This window comes from Faecalibacterium sp. PGM34 (genome assembly GCF_054456555.1).
Genome location: NZ_CM136898.1, coordinates 2,935,981 through 2,954,112 on the forward strand (window position 1 = coordinate 2,935,981; position 18,132 = coordinate 2,954,112).

Annotated in this window: 13 protein-coding genes; 10 read left to right on the forward strand and 3 right to left on the reverse strand. The window is 61.7% G+C overall.

Annotation, left to right across the window (positions count from 1 at the left end):
- The first annotated feature begins 4 nt into the window (after window positions 1–4).
- The 10 genes from ACXPUX_RS14330 (at window position 5) to ACXPUX_RS14375 (ending at window position 15,248) form a co-directional block, all read left to right on the forward strand.
- Window positions 5–1,927 carry a hypothetical protein gene (locus ACXPUX_RS14330; RefSeq protein ID WP_458828866.1) on the forward strand — a complete coding sequence of 641 codons (1,923 nt, stop codon included), beginning with the start codon at window positions 5–7 and terminating at the stop codon, window positions 1,925–1,927.
- On the forward strand, window positions 1,903–2,934 hold the full coding sequence (gene tig, locus ACXPUX_RS14335; protein ID WP_458831255.1) for a trigger factor: 1,032 nt from the start codon (window positions 1,903–1,905) through the stop codon (window positions 2,932–2,934). Before ACXPUX_RS14330 ends, tig begins: the two co-directional genes overlap by 25 nt.
- Window positions 2,935–2,938: 4 nt before the next feature.
- Window positions 2,939–4,249 (forward strand): 4Fe-4S dicluster domain-containing protein, encoded by a 1,311-nt coding sequence (locus tag ACXPUX_RS14340; RefSeq protein WP_458828868.1) that lies wholly within the window; start codon window positions 2,939–2,941, stop codon window positions 4,247–4,249.
- A 625-nt stretch (window positions 4,250–4,874) separates the two neighbouring features.
- Window positions 4,875–6,902 (forward strand): ABC transporter substrate-binding protein, encoded by a 2,028-nt coding sequence (locus ACXPUX_RS14345; protein WP_458828870.1) that lies wholly within the window; start codon window positions 4,875–4,877, stop codon window positions 6,900–6,902.
- Between the two features lie 219 nt (window positions 6,903–7,121).
- Window positions 7,122–8,063 carry an ABC transporter permease gene (locus tag ACXPUX_RS14350; protein WP_097778640.1) on the forward strand — a complete coding sequence of 314 codons (942 nt, stop codon included), beginning with the start codon at window positions 7,122–7,124 and terminating at the stop codon, window positions 8,061–8,063.
- Window positions 8,063–9,085 (forward strand): ABC transporter permease, encoded by a 1,023-nt coding sequence (locus ACXPUX_RS14355; protein ID WP_458828873.1) that lies wholly within the window; start codon window positions 8,063–8,065, stop codon window positions 9,083–9,085. Before ACXPUX_RS14350 ends, ACXPUX_RS14355 begins: the two co-directional genes overlap by 1 nt.
- Window positions 9,086–9,097: 12 nt before the next feature.
- Complete coding sequence (locus ACXPUX_RS14360; protein ID WP_458828875.1) at window positions 9,098–10,147, forward strand: ABC transporter ATP-binding protein; 1,050 nt, start codon at window positions 9,098–9,100, stop codon at window positions 10,145–10,147.
- 1 nt (window position 10,148) lies between these two features.
- Window positions 10,149–11,081, forward strand: a complete 933-nt coding sequence (locus tag ACXPUX_RS14365; protein ID WP_249241452.1) for an ATP-binding cassette domain-containing protein — start codon at window positions 10,149–10,151, stop codon at window positions 11,079–11,081.
- Window positions 11,082–12,129: 1,048 nt separating this feature from the next.
- On the forward strand, window positions 12,130–13,857 hold the full coding sequence (locus tag ACXPUX_RS14370; RefSeq protein ID WP_458828877.1) for a class I adenylate-forming enzyme family protein: 1,728 nt from the start codon (window positions 12,130–12,132) through the stop codon (window positions 13,855–13,857).
- A 359-nt stretch (window positions 13,858–14,216) separates the two neighbouring features.
- Complete coding sequence (locus ACXPUX_RS14375; protein WP_458828879.1) at window positions 14,217–15,248, forward strand: GDSL-type esterase/lipase family protein; 1,032 nt, start codon at window positions 14,217–14,219, stop codon at window positions 15,246–15,248.
- Window positions 15,249–15,252: 4 nt separating this feature from the next.
- On the opposite strand, the gene ACXPUX_RS14380 is transcribed toward ACXPUX_RS14375, so the two are convergent.
- From ACXPUX_RS14380 to feoB, 3 genes are all read right to left on the reverse strand, one after another.
- Entirely contained in the window at window positions 15,253–15,627 is a 375-nt protein-coding gene (locus ACXPUX_RS14380) for a metal-dependent transcriptional regulator (protein ID WP_458828881.1), read from the reverse strand.
- 133 nt (window positions 15,628–15,760) lie between these two features.
- Window positions 15,761–15,916 carry a FeoB-associated Cys-rich membrane protein gene (locus ACXPUX_RS14385; RefSeq protein ID WP_005927399.1) on the reverse strand — a complete coding sequence of 52 codons (156 nt, stop codon included), beginning with the start codon at window positions 15,914–15,916 and terminating at the stop codon, window positions 15,761–15,763.
- A 24-nt stretch (window positions 15,917–15,940) separates the two neighbouring features.
- Window positions 15,941–18,127 carry a ferrous iron transport protein B gene (gene feoB / locus ACXPUX_RS14390; RefSeq protein WP_458828884.1) on the reverse strand — a complete coding sequence of 729 codons (2,187 nt, stop codon included), beginning with the start codon at window positions 18,125–18,127 and terminating at the stop codon, window positions 15,941–15,943.
- Between the last annotated feature and the right edge of the window lie 5 nt (window positions 18,128–18,132).

Consider the following 18,132-nt stretch of genomic DNA (forward strand, 5'->3'; position numbering starts at 1 on the left):
TTCCATGTCCGAACCCATTACGAAGCCCCGCGTTTCCGCTGCGGCGAAAATTGCGCTGGTGCTGGCGGCAGCGGCGGTGCTGCTGGCTGTTTTTGCGCTGGCTGCGCCCGGCAGCAGGTTCTTTTTTCCGCTGGTGAGCCTGTGGTGCAACTTAGCGCTGTTTGCCTGTGTGCTGCTGGTGCTGCGGGTGGCGGGGATCGAATTTGACCTCTTCCACAAGGCGGTGCTCGTCGGCCTGTGGGCGGCGGCGCTGGTCTACTTTTTCTGGGCGCTTGGGCGCCGCAGCTTTGTGTATATCTGGGATTACGTCAACTATATCAACAAACAGTACTGGGCCGAGGCCGCCTTTCTGCAAAGCCCGGCGGCGGGCTTCCAGTTCATCTTCGGCTCCTTTGCCGAGGACTACACCAACTTCATCACCCTGTTTCTGGAGTTTCCCTTCTGCCTGAGCGACCGTACCGGCGACAGCTTTGCCTTCTGTCAGGTGTTCAGCGTCCTGCCCATGCTGCTGGTGCTGCTGGCAGGGCTTACCATCAAGGTGGGGCAGATGCTGCGGGTGAAAAACCGCTTCTGGTACTTCCTCATGGGCATGACCTGGATGGTCACCTACCCGTGGCTGCGCATGAGCGCCATGCTCAGCCAGCCGGACTGGTTCGGCCTCATCTTCGGCTTCAGCATCCTGCTGCTCACGCTGGACTTCCGGTTTGAAAGCTTGCAGCCGGTGCGCTTCTGCCTGCTGTTTGCTGCCACGGCAGCCATCATCCTTTCCCGCCGGTGGTACTTATACTTTGTGGTGGGCTACTACTTTGCCTACGCGGTGCTGGTGCTGGTAAGCAGCGCGCGCATTGCCCGCGCCGGGCAGAAAAATCAGGCGCTTTTGCAGGTGCGCAACCTCGTGCTGTTCGGCCTGATGAGCATGGTGGCTATGCTCATTCTGCTGTGGCCGATGGTCAGCCGCATCCTCGCTTACAGCTACGCCGAGCGCTATTCCTACTATAACGGCGGCGGCTTTGTGGCCGAGATCTCGCTGCACTACTTCCGCATGGGTCTGATGAACCTTGTGCTCGTGGGCATGGGGCTGTGGTTCAGCCTGAAAAAGCGCAAAATGCCCGCGCTGCCCTGCCTTGCCGGGTTGGAGATCCTGCTGGGCATGCTGCTGTTCACCCGTATCCAGAACACCGGCTCTCACCAGATGCTGCTGTTCCTCCCGGGGTGGTTTCTCCTGTTTTTGCTGGGCGCGGCGGCGCTGGCCGAGGGCATCAGCCGCTTCCGGGCGGCAAAGGTCGTGTTCTGGGTGTTCACCCTCGTGTTTGCCACCTCGGTGCGCTGCTCTCCCCTGACCACCATCGCCCTGCCGGGCTTTCTGGTGGATCACTTCCCGCTGGCGGTCACCGAGGAGTTCGTCCGGCTGGACAAGCTGATCTATGACCGCAAGGATCTGCCGCAGATCAAGGCCATTGCCAACTGGATCGACACCCACTGCGCCGAGGGTGAGCTCAGCTACATGATCCCCCACGATATGCTGTACTGCCCGGATCACTTCAAGAACTGCCAGCTGCCCGCAACACCCATCAACGATAAGCTGGCCTTCGGCTTCTCGGTGCCGGGCACCCACAACTTCCCCATGCAGTTCTTCGAGGCCAAATATGTCCTCACCGCCGACCCCTTCCCCCAGACCTTTGTGGGCAACGGCGAGATGTCCCACAAGCTGAACGAGAGGTTCCTTGCGGTGCGGGACGAGTACTTTGCGCTGGAGGCCACCTTTGATATGGGCAACGGCACCACCTTTACTATCTGGCGGCGCACCGTGGCTCCCACCCGCGCCGAGGTGGAGTACTACCTGAGCGCCTTTACGGAAGAAGATGCCCAGTACCCGGAGATGTTCTCCCAGATCGCAGAAAGCTGGCTGGCCGCCCGCGGGCTGTAACGCCGCTCTGCTATAAAAAGGAGTGTTCGACTATGGAACAGACTGCAAACACCATGCCCGCTGCCACTTTGGGGCAGTACAAGGGGCTTGCTTTCACCCGCCGGGTGCGCCCGGTATCGGAAAAGGCCGTGGAAGCGGATATCGCCAACATGGCGCGGGTCCACGCGCCCTTTGTACCCACCGGCGACCCCGCCGCCCGCGGGATGCGGGTCACGCTGGATTTCGAGGGCTTTCTCGCGGGTGCACCCATCCCGGACAGCCGGATGGAACAGGTGACCGTGGTGCTGGGCACCGGGCAGCTGATGCCCGCCGCCGAGCAGGCCGTGTACGGTCACTGCGCGGGCGAGACCTTCCGGTTCGATTTCACCTACCCCGCCGATTTCCGGGTGCCGGAGCTTTCCGGCAAAACGGCGCAGTTTGAAATTTGTCTGCACACGGTGGAGCGCAAGCAGGTGCCCCCGGTGGACGATGCCTTTGCCAAGACGCAGGGCTTTGCGGACTTGGAAGCCCTGCGGGAGAGCCTGCGGGAGAAAAAACGCCTTTCCCACGAAGCCAACGCCGACCGCATCGCCGGGGCGGCGCTGCTGGATATGGCAGGCGCGAACCTGACCGTGGAGCTGCCCGCCGAGCTGCTGGCGCAGAACGCCGAGTACCAGATGAACCAGCTGCGCCAGCGGCTGCGCAAGAGCCAGATGACCATGGAGCTGTACTGCAAAAGCGCCGGGCTGACCCCGGAGCAGGTGCGGGAGGGCTACCGCAAGGAAGCCGAGCGCCAGCTGCGGGCAATGCTGGCAGTGCGCGCCATTGCCGAAGCCGAAAAGATCACCGTGACCCAGCAGGAGGTGGACGCCGAGATCGCCCGCCTTTCCAAGCTGCACGACACCCCGGAGGAGGAGATCCGCAAGGTGCTCAGCCGGGACGCCATCGCCGCCGCCGTGACCAACCAGAAGGTGCAGCGTTTCCTGCTTGACCACGCTGCCCTTACCTCTGTTGTGGAAAAGGAGTAAGACCATGGGCTTTTTTACCAGAACTGCAATGGATGCCCTGATGAAGACCACCCATCCCGAGATCAACCGCCGCCAGTGCTGGAATTTGCACCCCCACCGCAAGCCCTGCACCACCTGCAAGGACATCTGCCCCTACGGCGAGGAAATTTTCTCCCGCCCAAACCTTGTCAAGGACTGGGACCCCTGCACCGACTGCGGGCTGTGCGTTTCTGCCTGCCGCAGCGGCTGCATTTCCCCCTCGCCGGAGCAGGTGCAGCGGGATACCGCCGCTGCCGACATCGACAGTGACACCATCTGGATCGGCTGTGAGAAGTCCACCCGCAAGAATACCGTGGTGCGCAGCTGTATCTGTGCGCTTTCGTGGGAGGCGCTGGCGTATCTGGCGCTGAACAAAAAGATCGTGCTGGACCTGACCCCCTGCGGGCAGTGCGAGAACGACCTGTGCGCCGAGCAGCTGCGCAAGGAGTTGACACGCCTTGTGGACTTTTTCGGTCAGCCGATGTTCGAAGCGCGGTTCTCGCTGGCATACGAGGAAAAAGAGTACCCCTACCATGTGCAGGAGCTGACCCGCCGCGAGATGCTGGAGCAGGTGAGCCACGGCTCCAAAAGCGGCACCAAAAAGCTGCTGCAGATGCTGCCCGGCCTGCGCAGCGAGGAGGACAGCGGGGTGGACTTCCGTCTGCTGCTGCACCAGCGCACAAAGCAGCTGAAAGCCGCCATGGAAACGCCCCTGCAGTACGGCTACTATATGCCCAAATTCACCGACAAATGCTTTGGCTGCGGCCGGTGCGAAAAAGCCTGCCGCGCCAACGCTTTGAAGTTTGAGGAGATGCCAAACGGCCAGACCCGCATGGTGCTTACCCCGTGGAAGTGCAGCGAGTGCGGCGTGTGCATGAATGTGTGCTCCAACAAGGGCTTTGACGGCATGAAGCTGTACCAGCTTACCACCCTTGGCCCCGTGGTGCTGCACAAGTGCACCAAGACCCTGTGCAAGCAGTGCGGCAAGCCCATTGCCCCGGACAGCGCCGAGGGTCTGTGCTCGGTGTGCCGCATCAAGGCGCGCACCCAGAAGCGGCAGGAGGAAGCACGTCTGCGCGCCGAGCAGCTGAAAGCCGAGCGCGCCGCCAAGGCCGCCGAGGAAGCCGCCGCAGCAGCGGAAAATGCTGCCGAAGCTACGGCAGAAACTGCCGCCGAAGCTGCCGTAAAGACTGCGGAGACCGCCGCCACTGCCCTGCCCGATACCATCCCTGCCGGGCAGAGCGCAGCCCCTGCCAATGTGGCTGCGCCCAGTCTCGAAGCGCCGCGCTCCGAGTAATAAGGGGCAGGGCTGACGAGTTTCGCCCTCTCAGTCAAAGCCTGCGGCTTTGCCAGCTCTCCCAAAGGGAGAGCCAAGAGCACTGCCGGAAGCTTTCTCATTGCACCTAAAACTTTAGTGATGAACTTTACGGCTTGGCTCCCCCTTTGGGGGAGCTGGCGCGGGAGCGCCTGAGAGGGCGTCGCGGGAGCGCCCGGAAGGTTTGTGCTTTAGCCGGGAACTTTTCCACTGCCGCTAAAGCCTTCACCCGCCGGGGGAAGGCGGCGCGCAGCGCCGGATGAGGGGCAGCACCCATTAGCCTTGCTGCGCCCTCTCAGTCAAAGCCTACGGCTTTGCCAGCTCTCCCAAAGGGAGAGCCAAGAGCACTGCCAGAAACTTTCTCATTACGCTTAAAACTTCAGCAACGAGCTTAACGGCTTGGCTCCCCCTTTGGGGGAGCTGGCGCGGGAGCGCCTGAGAGGGCGAAACGGGCGCAGCCCCCGCCCCGGCGGAATCCGATTGACGTTGCACCAAAACAATGCTATACTGGGCTTAAAGTTACCAGTAATAGCCGACAGACTGTTCAAAAGAGGTAACGGATGTGGTTCCGTTGCCTCTTTTTTTACAAAGAGCGAAAGAGGTTTTTATGATGCATCATGCTTTTTCCCGTCGTCAGTTCTTGAAGGCAGGCGGTGCGGCAGCCCTTTCCACCGCTGCTGCCGGGCTGCTGAGCAGCTGCGGCGGCGCCTCTGCGGGCGGTACTGCCACCGGTGACGGCAGCGCCACCTACACTGTGCTGTACGCCCGCCAGCCCGCCACCCTGAACTATCTCATCTGCTCTGCCGACCCGGACCTGTACCACGGCACCCACTGCGTGGACACGCTGGTGGAGTACGACAGCCGCGGCAAGATCCGCGAAGGCCTTGCCACCAGCTGGGAATGGGACGCCGACACCCTGACATGGACCTTCCACCTGCGGGACGAGAACTGGGTGGACTATACCGGCACGGTGCTTGGCCCCGTGACCGCGCAGGACTTTGTGGACGCGCTGGCCTATCTGCTGGACCCGGACTACGCCTCCGGCACCGCCAGCCTTGTCACCCCCTATGTGGCCGGGGCTGAGGACTACTACAACTACTGCGTCTGGCGCAACAACGCCAACAACGGCACCGTGGCCGAGGACGGCACCACCTACACCATCGACGCCGCAGGCACCGTGACCCTGACCGCCGCCGACGGCAGCACCACCACCTGCCCCGCTGTGGATTTTTCCTCCGTGGGCGTTTGTGCCGTGGACGAGCACACCCTGACCTATACCTTGAACTACGACTTCCCGGGCTTTTTGAGCCTTTTGAACTACGCCCCCTTTGAGCCCGCCTACGGCCCCATGCTGGCGGAGCTGGGCGACCAGTTCTGCACCAGCGCCGAGACCGCCTGCAGCTGCGGCGCGTTCTATCTGGCGGAGTACACCCCGCTGGAAAGCTGGGTGATGAAGAAAAACCCCGAAAACTACGATAAGGACAACGTCTACATCGACACCATCCGCTACATCTACAATCAGGAGGCGCTCATCAGCGGCCCGGAGATGGTGCGGCGCGGCGAGATCGACCAGGCCACCATCAGCTCGGACATTCTGGACAGCTGGCTGGCAGACGACACCACCAAGGACATGGTGTCCATGGAGCGCCCGGAGACCGGCAAGAGCTACTTCTACTTCTTCAACTTCCTGCCCTATGCCCACCAGTTCTCCAACTGGAACACTACCGGCGTGGACGCCCAGTACCAGCCGGACAACTGGGCAAAGGCGGTAAACAGCACTAACTTCCGCAAAGCCTTCCTCTACGCCATCAACCCCGCCGTTACGCTGGCGGTCACCGCACCGGAAGGGTACGAAAACTACAAGCTGCACACCATCACCCCGCCCTCCTTCTGCGCGGACAGCAAGGGCGTGGACTACACCGAGTGCGGCGCGCTTGCCAAGGTGACCGACCACTTCAACGAAGCCACCGCCAAGCAGTACCGCGACGCCGCCGTGCAGGAGCTGACCGCTGCGGGAGCCACCTTCCCCATTAAGGTGCAGTACCCCTACAACCCCGCCGTGGTGGACTGGGACAAGCAGTGTCAGGTGTTCAAGCAGCAGGTGGAGGGCGTTTTGAACGACGGCTTCGACTTTGTGGAGATCATCATCACGCAGGGGCCGTCCGATAACTTTTTGAACGCCGTGCGCCGCGCGGGTGCGTATGAGTTCATGTCCTACTACTGGGGCGCGGACTACTCCGACCCCGAGACCGAGGTGTATCCCTTCTATCAGGAAGCGGGCGACCGGGGCACCTGCTACGCCTTCCTGCGCACCGGCGTAGAGGATGGCATCATCACCGGCGAGACCGCCGACTATGTAATGACCTACATGGACATGGTGGAAAAAGCCAAGGCCATCACCGCCGACCTTGACGCCCGGTACGCCGCCTTTGCCGACGCCGAAGCATACCTCATCGAGAATGCGCTGGTCATCCCGCTCAGCCTGCCGGTGCCGCCCTACATCGCCACCCGGCTGAACCTCTGGGAGGGGCAGTACGCCCCCACCGGCTTCTCCTCCAACCGCCTGAAGGGCATCCATATCCTCGACCACTACGTTTCCATGGACGAGTACAACCACAACCGGGATGCACGGTAAAACGATTTAAATGCGCTCCGCGCTGCTCTGCGCATAAATAGCGGAAGAAAACTTTATAATTTCGGGATAGCGGAGCGCCTGCGGGCGCTCCGCTATCCCATTTTCACGGGTGGGAACTCCCCATTTTCCCGCAAAAAGCCTACAAAGCACTTCCCAAAAAGGGCAATTTGCGGTATGCTATATCTATCGGTATTTTAAGTAAAAAGAGAGGTGCACACCATGGTGCAATATCTTGCAAAGCGCATCGGGCGCTCGGTGCTGACGCTGTTTATCATCGTGACGCTGGTGTTCTGCCTGCTGCGGCTCATGCCGGTGGAGGGCTACTTTGCAAACTACGAAAAAATGTCCGAGGCGCAAATTCAGGCCGGGCTGCAGGCCATGGGGCTTTTGGACCCCCTGCCCGTGCAGGTGGGGCGCTTTTGGAAAAACGCCCTGCACGGCGACCTTGGCGTGAGCCATATCTATAAGGTAAACGCCCCGGTCACCCAGATCCTGGCGCAAAAGCTGCCCATCTCTGTGCAGATGGGCGTGCTGGCCATGCTGCTCAGCCTTGTGCTGGGTATTCCGCTGGGGCTTGTGATGGGGCAGTACAAGGGCCGCTGGCCGGATAAGCTGGGCACGGCGCTCATCGTGCTGATCCAGGCTGTGCCCGCTGCGGTGTACTTTTTGTACATCCAGATGTACGGCACGGCGGCGGTGGGCGTGGGGCTGCTTTTCAACGCCGCAAACTGGCGGTACTGGGTGCTGCCGGTGTGCAGCATGAGCCTTGCAAACCTTGCCTTTTACGCCATGTGGCTGCGCCGCTACATGGTGGACGAAAGCAACAAGGACTACGTCCGTCTTGCCCGCGCCAAGGGCGTGTGCGGGCGGGATATCGCGCTGCATCATGTGTTCCGCAACGCCATGGTGCCGCTGGTGCAGTATATCCCCTCGGCGTTCCTCAACACGGTGGTGGGCTCGATCTACATCGAGAGCCTGTACAGCATCCCCGGCATGGGCGGGCTGCTGGTCACCTGTGTGCAGCGCCACGACAACACCATGGTGCAGGGCATCGTGCTGCTGTACGCCTGTGTGGGCATCGTGGGGCTGATTCTGGGCGATATCTTAATGGTGCTCATTGACCCGCGCATCAATTTTGGCAAGAAAGAAGGTGGCCGCTGATGTTCAAACGCGCGTGTTCCCGTCGGCTGGAAGCGCAGCTGAACACCCTGCAAAAGGACGGCCCCGCCGCGTGGGCTGCCCTGCCGGAGGAGGAGCTGTTCACCCCCGCCGGGTTCAGCAGCCAGCAGGCGGAAGCCACCGCCAGCACCAGTTACAGCTACTGGGGCAGCACCTTCCGCGCCTTTTTCAAGAACAAGCTTGCCGTGGCGCTGCTGGCAGCGCTGGCGGCGGTGGTGGTGTTCGCCTTTGTGCAGCCGCTGCTGCCCGGGCAGGCAGACCCGAACCTTTGCGCCGTAGACCCCGCCACCGGCATCCAGTACCGCAACATCGCCCCGGGGCAGCAGGGCTTTCTCTGGGGCTCCAACTCCATCGGGCAGGACTTGTGGGCGCGCATCTGGGCGGGCGCGCGCACCAGCCTGACCATCGCCTTTTTCGTGGCGGTCATCGAAGCCGCCGTGGGCATTACCGCCGGTGTGCTGTGGGGCTATGTGCGCGGGCTGGACTTTGTGTTTACCGAGCTGTACAACATCTTCGATAACATCCCCACCGCCATCGTGCTCATCCTCATCTCCTATGTGGCTACCCCCAGCATCTGGACGATGATCCTTGGTATGTCCATCAAGGGGTGGATCGAGATGGCGCGGTTCATCCGCAACCAAATTTTAATTATCCGCGACCGGGACTACAACATCGCTTCCCGCTGCATCGGCACGCCTACCCTGCGCATCGTGCTGCGCAATCTGCTGCCGTACCTCGTCTCGGTCATCATGCTGCGCATGGCACTGACCATCCCGGAAGCCATCGGCAACGAGGTGTTCATCACCTACATCGGCCTTGGGCTCTCGGTGGAGACCCCCTCGCTGGGCAATCTGGTGAATGACGGCCGCAAGGTGATGATGCAGGCGGGGCTGCGGTATCAGCTGCTGTACCCCACCCTGATCTTAAGCTTTGTCACCATCGCCTTTTACCTGATCGGCAACGCCTTCTCGGACGCCGCCGACCCCAAGAACCATCTGCAATAAGGAGGATACCCCATGACCCAAGACCCCATCCTCTCGGTGCGCGGCTTGCAGATCCGGTTCGGGCTGCGCGGGCGCACCCTGCACGCCATCCGGGGCATCGACCTCGACCTTTACCGGGGCGAGGTGCTGGCCCTTGTGGGCGAGAGCGGCTCCGGCAAAAGCGTATTTACCAAAAGCTTTATGGGTCTTTTGGACGCGAACGGCAGCATCACCGGCGGCAGCATCGACTACTACCCCACCCCCGGCTGCGCCCCGCTGCACCTTGCGGCGCTCAAGACTGAAAAAGAGTGGCTTGCCGTCCGCGGGCGGGAGATCGCCATGGTGATGCAGGACCCCATGACCAGCCTGAACCCGCTCAAGACCATCGGCGAGCAGATCACCGAGGCGGTCACCCTGCATCAGGGCTTAAAGGGCGCTGCTGCGCGGGAAAAGACGCTGGAATACCTGCGGGACGTGGGCATCCCCGACCCCGCGCTGCGGTACAAGCAGTACCCGCACGAGTTCTCCGGCGGGATGCGGCAGCGGGTGGTCATTGCCATTGCGCTGGCGTGCAATCCGAAAATCCTGCTCTGCGACGAGCCCACCACCGCGCTGGATGTGACCATTCAGGCGCAGATTTTGCAGCTGCTGCGGCAGATGCGGGAGAAATACCACCTGACCATCGTGCTCATCACCCACGACCTTGGCGTGGTGGCAAACCTTGCCGACCGGGTGGCGGTGATGTACGCGGGCGACATCGTGGAGATCGGCACAGCGGACGAAATCTACTACGACCCCCGCCACCCCTACACATGGGCGCTGCTGTCCAGTATGCCGCAAATGGGCGTGAAGGGCGAGGATCTGTTCAGCATCCCGGGCACGCCGCCCAACCTGTTTGCGGAGATCCACGGCGACGCCTTTGCGCCCCGCAACCCGCAGGCGCTGAAGATCGACTTTGTCAAGCGGCCGCCCTACTTTGCGGTATCGCCCACCCACAAAGCGCGCACATGGCTGCTGGACCCCCGCGCGCCCCGCATCGAGCCGCCCGCTGCGGTGAAAAAGCTGCAAAAGGAGGGGCTGTGATATGGCAGAGCCGTTACTGGAAGTAAAAAATTTACAGGTGACCTACGGCAGCGGGCGCAAAGCCTACCCTGCGGTGCAGAACGCCAGCTTTACCATCTACAAGGGCGAGACCTTCGGTCTTGTGGGTGAGAGCGGCAGCGGCAAGACCACCATCGGCCGCGCCATTTTGCGCATTTTGCCCACCACCGGCGGCGAGATTTTATACAAAGGGCAGCGCATCAACGGCAAAATCTCCCGCGCGCTGGACAGGCAGCTCACCCGGGAGATCCAGATGATCTTTCAGGACCCGCAATCCTCCCTGAACGAGCGCGCCAAGGTAAGCTACATCGTAGGCGAGGGCTTGCAGAACGTGCGCCCGGAGCTGACCGCCGCGCAGCGGGAGGAGAAGGTGCGGCAGGCGCTGTTGGACGTGGGCTTGCTGCCGGAGTTTGCCTCCCGCTTCCCCCACGAATTTTCCGGCGGGCAGCGGCAGCGCATCGGCATTGCCCGGGCGCTCATCGTAGAGCCGGAGTTCATCGTGGCAGACGAGCCCATCAGCGCGCTGGATATGTCCATCCGGGCGCAGGTGCTCAACCTGCTGCGTCAGCTGCAAAAGCAGCGCGGCATCACCTACCTGTTCATCGCCCACGACCTTTCGGTGATGCGTTATATTTCCGACCGCATTGCCGTCATCCGCAAGGGGCATATCGTAGAGCTGGCGGACGCCGAGGAGCTGGTCACCCACCCGCTGCACCCCTACACCCGCAGCCTGCTTTCTGCCATTCCCATGCCGGACCCGCGCCGGGAGCGGGAAAAGCAATTGCTGGTCTACGACCCCGCCATGCACGATTACACCGCAGCGCCCCCCGCGTGGCGCCAGCTGCGTCCCCGGCACTGGGTGCTGTGCAATGACGCCGAGGCACAGCAGTGGCTCGCCGGAAGCGGGACGATTTAGAATGGCCTCCGCTATCGGGTTGCGGCACCCAGCATCCGCTTCGTGCCTTGGGCGGCACTCGCGTCTTGCTGGCCGCTGCCCCAACAACTCCTCCCTGTTTCCGCCGCTGGCGGCGGTCGTCGTCGTTGCACTCTGGCCATATTCAGCGGAAAGATTATTTTTAATAGAACAAAGCCGGAGCGTCTGCGGACGCTCCGGCTTTGCATTTTCACGGAAAGGGGTCGTAACGGGCAACCGCATTTGCAGCGCCGCTTTCTGCGAAAGCGCGGCGCTGCGGGGGAAGCGCTGCTTGACGCAAGCGGGCTAAACTCCCCCAGTCAAAGCCTGACAGCTTTGCCAGCTCCCTCGGAGAGGGAGCCTTTGGCGCGCCCGGAAAGTTTCTCGTTTCTCCTAACACTTTAGCAAGGGGCTTTAAACCTTGGCTCCCCCTTTGGGGGAGCTGGCGCGGGAGCGCCTGAGAGGGCGAAACTGGCGCGCCCGGAAGGTTTGTGCTTTAGCCGGGAACTTTTCCACTGCCGCTGAAGCCTTCACCCGCCGGGGGAAGGTGGCGCGGTAGCAGCCGGATGAGGGGCAGCACCCATTAGCCTTGCTGCGCCCTCTCAGTCACCTTCGGTGACAGATTCCCCCTTTTGTCACCTACGGTGACATCTTCCCCCGGAGCGGGGGAAGTCTTTCCTCAAAGGGAGAGCCAAGAGCACTGCCGGAAACTTTCTCATTACGCTTAAAACTTCAGCAACGAGCTTAACGGCTTGGCTCCCCCTTTGGGGGAGCTGGCGCGGGAGCGCCTGAGAGGGCGAAACTGGCGCGCCTGAGAGGGCGGCGCGGGAGCGGACTGAGAGGGTTCGCTCCTCTGCTGCATTCTTTCCGGTTTGTTTATTGACATTCCCCTGCGGTTCTACTACAATACAGAATAAGAGGTCTTGCCCTCTCTGATGCAACAGCATCCCGCCAGCTTTCCACCATGGCAAGCTGCCTTTTTTATGACTGCCGCAATACTGCGCCGGACGGGAAGATTGAAAGAAGAGAAAAGAAGAAAGGTTTTAATCCTATGACTGAAAACACCAAGGAGCCTGTCTATGCCTCCAAGGCAAAGCCTTGGCTGAAGTATTATGAGGAAAAGTACATCCACCAGACCGTGCCGGAGTGCTCGGCCTTTGAGCTGATCTGCCGCAGCAACGAGCGGCATCTGGGCGACACTGCGCTGGAATACTACGGCCGCAGGTTCAGCTATGCCGACCTGATCGTGCAGGTAAAAAAGACCGCCGCCGCCTTGCAGGCGCTGGGGGTGAAAAAGGGCGATATCATCACGGTGGTCAGCGTGATGATCCCGGAGGTGGTCTACACCTTCTACGCCGCCGACCTGCTGGGCGCTACCCTGAATCTGGTAGACCCCCGGTACAGCGCCGATGGCATCCGGGAGTACATCGAGGAGGTGGAGTCCCGCCTGCTGATCTGCCTGAACGTGGTGTACCCCCGCTGCCATCAGGCCGCAAAGCGCACCAGCGTGGAGCGGGTGGTGGTGCTCAGCCCCGCCGACAGCCTGCCGCTGGCCAAAGCCGTGGGCTACAAGCTGACCAACCCGGATAAAAACCGCTACGCCTCCAACGTGCTGCGCTGGAAGGACTTTATCGCCGCAGGCAAGGGGCACAGCCCCGCCGCCACGCCCTACGACCCCCAGCACGCCTGCGTGGTGGTGCACACCGGCGGCACCACCGGCTCGCCCAAGGGCGTTATGCTGACCGACTACTGCTTCAATGCCCTTGCGCAGGAGTTTGCCGCCCAGAGCCGTCTGTTCCACCGCGGGCAGAAGATGCTGAACGTGATGCCGCCCTTCATCGCCTACGGTTACAGCTGCGGCATCCACATGCCGCTGGTCATGGGGCTGCATGTCATCATCATCCCCAATCTGGACCCGGATAAGCTGGGCGCGCTGGTGTGGAAGCACAAACCCGCGCACATGTTCGGCGTGCCCACCCACTACCAGCAGCTGGCTGCCGACCCGCTGCTGAAAAACAAAGACCTTTCCTTCATCCGCAACTACGCCGCCGGTGGCGACTCCCTCTCGCTGGGCGCAGAGCAGATGGTAAACCAGTTCCTCAAAGCCCACGGGGTGGAGTACCCGCTGGCAAAGGGCTACGGCATGACCGAGGTGTCCTCGGCAGCCACCATTGCCGCCGGTAACGTGACAAAGCCCGGCAGCGTGGGCATCCCCATGGTCAACACGGTGGTCTCCATCTTCGAGCCCGGCACCGAGACCGAGCTGCCCATCGGTCAGCGCGGCGAGATCTGCATCTGCACCCCCACCGCCATGAAGGGCTACTACAACAAGCCCGAGGAGACCGCCTACCTGCTGCGCCGCCACGCCGACGGCCAGCTGTGGGCGCACACCGGCGATATCGGCTATATGGACGAGGACGGCTTTGTGTATCTGGATGCCCGCATCAAGCGCATCATCATCCGGCACGACGGCTTCAAGGTGTTCCCCTCCATGATCGAAAACGTCATCAGCCGCCACCCCGCCGTGCACCAGTGCTGCGTGGTGGGCTACGCCGATACCGACCACACGCAGGGACGTCTGCCCTTCGTCTTTGTGGTGCTGGACCCTGCCGCCACCGGCAAAAAGCGCCAGATCCTGCGGGAGCTGCGCCAGCTGTGCCGCGAAGAGCTGCCGGAGTATGTGCAGCCCGCCTCCTCGGCCTATAAGATCATCCCCGAAATGCCCCTGACCCCCGCCGGAAAGGCCGACTACCGTAAGCTGGAAGAGGAGGCGGGGTGAACGGGAGAACTCCCCCAGTCATCTCGCTTTGCTCGATGCCAGCCCCCTCTGAGATGGGGTCCTTGGCATGGCGGTACAGTTTTCCCGGCTAAAGTGCAAAGTGCCCGGGCGCGCCAGTTTCGCCCTCTCAGGCGCTCCCGCGCCAGCTCCCCCAAGGGGGGAGCCAAGCCGTTAAGCTCGTTGCTGAAGTTTTAAGCGTAATGAGAAAGTTTCTGGCAGTGCTCTTGGCTCTCCCTTTGAGGAAAGACTTCCCCCGCTCCGGGGGAAGATGTCACCGTAGGTGACAAAAGGGGGAATCTGTCACCGAAGGTGACTGAGAGGGCGCACGCCGTCTGCCTTTAAGAAAGAAGGAATCCTCCATGAATCATCCCCGTTTTGCCGCATGGCTGTGCAGCGCCGCTGCGCTGGTGCTGCTGGCTGTGCCTGCCTTTGCACAACAGCCCGATGCCCTGCCGCCGGAGCCTGCCCCCGCCGCGCAGGTGCAGCCCGCTGAGGAGGCCGACCAGCCCGCCCCGGACGCGGAAGCCCCCGCCGCCGACCCCCAGCGCACCTATGTGGCGCTGGGTGACAGCATCGTTTCCGGCGTAGGTCTGCCGGATTTCAAGTACGCCGATGCCGCCATCGGCATGGACGTAGCCGCAAACTTTGAGGGCTACCCGGAGCAGTGCTATGTTTCGCTGGTGGGCAAAGGCCTTGGGCTGGACCGTCAGCACGCCATCAACCTTGGTCTGCCCGGGCTGACCACCGGCGACCTTGCGGATATGCTGCACACCGGCGCAATGCCCCAGATGAACCAGCAGGCAGGCACCTACTACGTCTACCCCCAGATGCTGGACTACCTCAAGCGTGCGGATATCATCAGCGTGCAGATCGGCTCCAACGATGCGCTGGTGCCCGCCCTTGTGGCGCTGGGCAACGCCACCAACTGGAAGAGCGAGCAGCTGGTAGCCACCATGGTCAGCGGTGTGCTGCGCGAGCCCAGCTTTGAGAACCTGCAGCGGCTGAACAGCGACCTTTCCCGCCTGCGGCTGACCCGCGAAGAGCGCAAAGCCACCACCCAGCTTTTGCTGGGCGGCGGCACCGACGCCATCTGCGAGCAGGCGTATCAGGACGCCGCCGTACACATGCCACAGGTGGTGGCTCAGCTGCGGGCGCTGAACCCGGACGCGCAGATCATACTGGTAGGCTACACCAACCCCGTGCCCCTGCTGCCGGAGTGGACACAGCTGTTCCGGCGGCTGAACGCCCTTGGCAAGAGCCTTGCCGCCCAGAACGAGAACGTGACCTATGTGCCCATCCCCTTTACCATGACCGCCGCCGATGCCCACCCCACCGTGAGCGGGCATAAGTACATCGCCAAGCACATCCTGCGGGCGATAGCGCACAAATAAGGGTTCAGCCCTCTTCCACCATCCGCTCATAGTCGGCGGTAAAAAGGCGCTGGGGCAAAGCGCTGGTCATGGCAAGGGCGGCGTTCCACTGTTCCTCGCCGGTCAGCTCCCCGCTCACCGGCGGGAAGTGCGCCAGAATGGCGTCCAGCTCCTGCTGCACCCGCTTTGCCACCCGGATGCCGTGGTCGGTCAGGTAAATTTTGCCGTAGTACTCTTTTACGATCATGCCCTGCTCCATGAGCAGGTTCAGAATGCGCACTACCGAGGGTTTTGTCACCCCCAGCTTTTCCGCAATGCTGCGGGAGCTGATGTCCAGATGGGTGCGGCTTACCTCGTAGATGGCCAGAAGATAGCGCAGATGCGCTGCGGTCAGCTGCATACCGGTCACTCTCCTTTTTACGCGCCGGGGTTTGCCCGGTGTTATCGCAGGCTAACTTTATTTCACTTAAAAAAAGAGCGCGAGCCGAGAGTTTCAGCCCGCGCTCCTTGCGGTTCAGTGCTTAGTTCAATGCTCAGTGGCAGCCCTTGCAGTGGCTGCAATCGCCGCCGCAGCTGCATCCGCCGCCGTGCTTGTGGGTGTGCCATACGACCCAGCCCAGCGCGCCGAACACCAGCGCTGCCACGATGATAGTGGGCAGATTAAAGTTTGTTGCAATAAATTCCATCATACAGCATACATCCTTTCGTTTCTATCAGATACGGGAAGTATCCAGCTTTACTTCGTTGTTGTTTGCGTACTTGTTGGGACGCACCAGCAGGTAGAGGAACGCTGCCAGCACCACAACAGCCACCACGGTGAACAGGCCGAAGTGCACCTCGCCGGTGACAAGGCCGCCCAGCTGATACACCACCAGCGATGCGCAGTAGGCCAGTGCGCACATATAGCCGATGGCAAAGGCCGTCCACTTGCCGTTGTTCATCTCACGCTTGATGGCGCCCATCGCGGCAAAGCAGGGGGCGCACAGCAGGTTGAAGATCATGAAGGCGTAAGCGGACAGAGCGGTGTAGTCCTGTGCGACCGCTGCCCAGATCTCGTCGCCGTTCTCGGAAAGCTCGCCGCCGAAGTGGTACAGCACACCGAAGGTGCCAACCACGTTCTCCTTGGCGATCAGGCCGGTAACGGTTGCCACAGCAGCCTTCCAGTTGCCGAAGCCCAGAGGTGCAAAGATCCATGCGATCTTGGTGGCGACGATGGCGAGGATGGAGTTGTCCTGATCCTCGATCATGCCAAAGGCGCCGTTCTCAAAGCCGAAGCCCTGTGCGAACCACAGGATGACGGTGGAGATCAGGATCACAGAGCCTGCGCGCTTGATGAAGGACCAGCCGCGCTCCCAGGTCGCCCGCAGCACGTTGCCCCATGCGGGCACATGGTAGGCGGGCAGCTCCATGACGAAGGGTGCGGGGTCGCCTGCAAAGACCTTGGTCTTTTTCAGCATGATGCCGGAGCAGATGATGGCTGCCATACCGATGAAGTAGGCAGACACTGCCACCAGCGAAGAGCCGCCAAACAGTGCACCGGCGATCAGGCCGATGATGGGCATCTTTGCGCCGCAGGGGATGAAGCAGGTGGTCATGATGGTCATGCGGCGGTCACGCTCGTTCTCGATGGTACGGCTTGCCATAACGCCCGGCACGCCGCAGCCGGTGCCCACCAGCACCGGGATGAAGCTCTTACCGGAAAGGCCGAACTTGCGGAAGATACGGTCCATGATAAAGGCCACGCGGGACATATAGCCCACGTCCTCCAGAATGGACAGCAGGAAGAACAGCACCAGCATCTGGGGCACAAAGCCCAGCACCGCGCCCACACCGGCCACGATGCCGTCCATGATCAGGCCGTACAGCCAGCCCGCCACGCCGATGCTCTCCAAGAAGCCGCCCAGCGCGTTCGGCACCATCTCGCCGAACAGCACATCGTTGGTCCAGTCGGTGGCAAAGGTGCCCAGCGCCCAGCCGCCGTCCGCGATGGAGGTGCCCATGGACAGGGAGTACATCAGGTACATCACCACTGCAAAGATGGGCAGTGCCAGCACGCGGTTGGTAACGATCTGGTCGATCTTATCCGAGATGGTCAGGTTCTCGGTGCGTGCCTTCTTCTTCACCGCCTTGTGCACCACGGTGTTGATGTAGGCGTAGCGCTGGTTGGTGATGATGCTCTCGGCGTCGTCGTCCATCTCGGTTTCGCAGTCCTGAACGTGCTCGTCGATGTGATCCACCAGTGCCTTTTCCAGCTTCAGCTCTGCCAGCACCTTCTCGTCCCGCTCGAACAGCTTGACGGCGTACCAGCGCAGGAAGCGGTCATCCACCTTGCCCTGAATGCTCTCCTCGATGTGGGCAATGGCGTGCTCCACACTGCCGGTGAACACATGGGGCAGCTCGCCGGTCTTGGCGGCCTTGGCGGCGGCCACCGCAGCCTTTGCGGCTGCCTCGGTGCCCTCGCCCTTCAGGGCGCTGATCTCCACTGCCTGACAGCCCAGCTCTGCGCTCAGCTTCTTCAGGTCGATGGTGTCACCGTTCTTGCGCACCAAGTCGATCATGTTCACAGCCATCACCACCGGGATGCCCAGCTCGATGAGCTGGGTGGTCAGGTACAGGTTGCGCTCGATGTTGGTGCCGTCGATGATGTTCAGGATGGCGTCGGGCTTCTCCTTCACAAGGTAAGTACGGGAGACAACTTCCTCCAGCGTGTAGGGGGACAGCGAGTAGATGCCGGGCAGATCCTGAATGATCACGTCCTTATTGCCCTTGAGTTTGCCTTCCTTTTTTTCCACAGTAACACCGGGCCAGTTGCCCACATACTGGTTGGAGCCGGTCAGGTTGTTGAACAGGGTCGTTTTGCCGCAGTTCGGGTTGCCGGCCAGTGCAATTTTAATGCTCATTGCGG

Bases quoted from the DNA above. Each gene is read 5' to 3' on its own strand.
- ACXPUX_RS14330 (WP_458828866.1), top strand. From the start codon at position 5: ATGTCCGAACCCATTACGAAGCCCCGCGTTTCCGCTGCGGCGAAAATT.
- ACXPUX_RS14340 (WP_458828868.1), top strand. From the start codon at position 2,939: ATGGGCTTTTTTACCAGAACTGCAATGGATGCCCTGATGAAGACCACC.
- ACXPUX_RS14345 (WP_458828870.1), top strand. From the start codon at position 4,875: ATGATGCATCATGCTTTTTCCCGTCGTCAGTTCTTGAAGGCAGGCGGT.
- ACXPUX_RS14350 (WP_097778640.1), top strand. From the start codon at position 7,122: ATGGTGCAATATCTTGCAAAGCGCATCGGGCGCTCGGTGCTGACGCTG.
- ACXPUX_RS14355 (WP_458828873.1), top strand. From the start codon at position 8,063: ATGTTCAAACGCGCGTGTTCCCGTCGGCTGGAAGCGCAGCTGAACACC.
- ACXPUX_RS14360 (WP_458828875.1), top strand. From the start codon at position 9,098: ATGACCCAAGACCCCATCCTCTCGGTGCGCGGCTTGCAGATCCGGTTC.
- ACXPUX_RS14365 (WP_249241452.1), top strand. From the start codon at position 10,149: ATGGCAGAGCCGTTACTGGAAGTAAAAAATTTACAGGTGACCTACGGC.
- ACXPUX_RS14370 (WP_458828877.1), top strand. From the start codon at position 12,130: ATGACTGAAAACACCAAGGAGCCTGTCTATGCCTCCAAGGCAAAGCCT.
- ACXPUX_RS14375 (WP_458828879.1), top strand. From the start codon at position 14,217: ATGAATCATCCCCGTTTTGCCGCATGGCTGTGCAGCGCCGCTGCGCTG.
- ACXPUX_RS14380 (WP_458828881.1), bottom strand. From the start codon at position 15,627: ATGCAGCTGACCGCAGCGCATCTGCGCTATCTTCTGGCCATCTACGAG.
- ACXPUX_RS14385 (WP_005927399.1), bottom strand. From the start codon at position 15,916: ATGATGGAATTTATTGCAACAAACTTTAATCTGCCCACTATCATCGTG.
- feoB (WP_458828884.1), bottom strand. From the start codon at position 18,127: ATGAGCATTAAAATTGCACTGGCCGGCAACCCGAACTGCGGCAAAACG.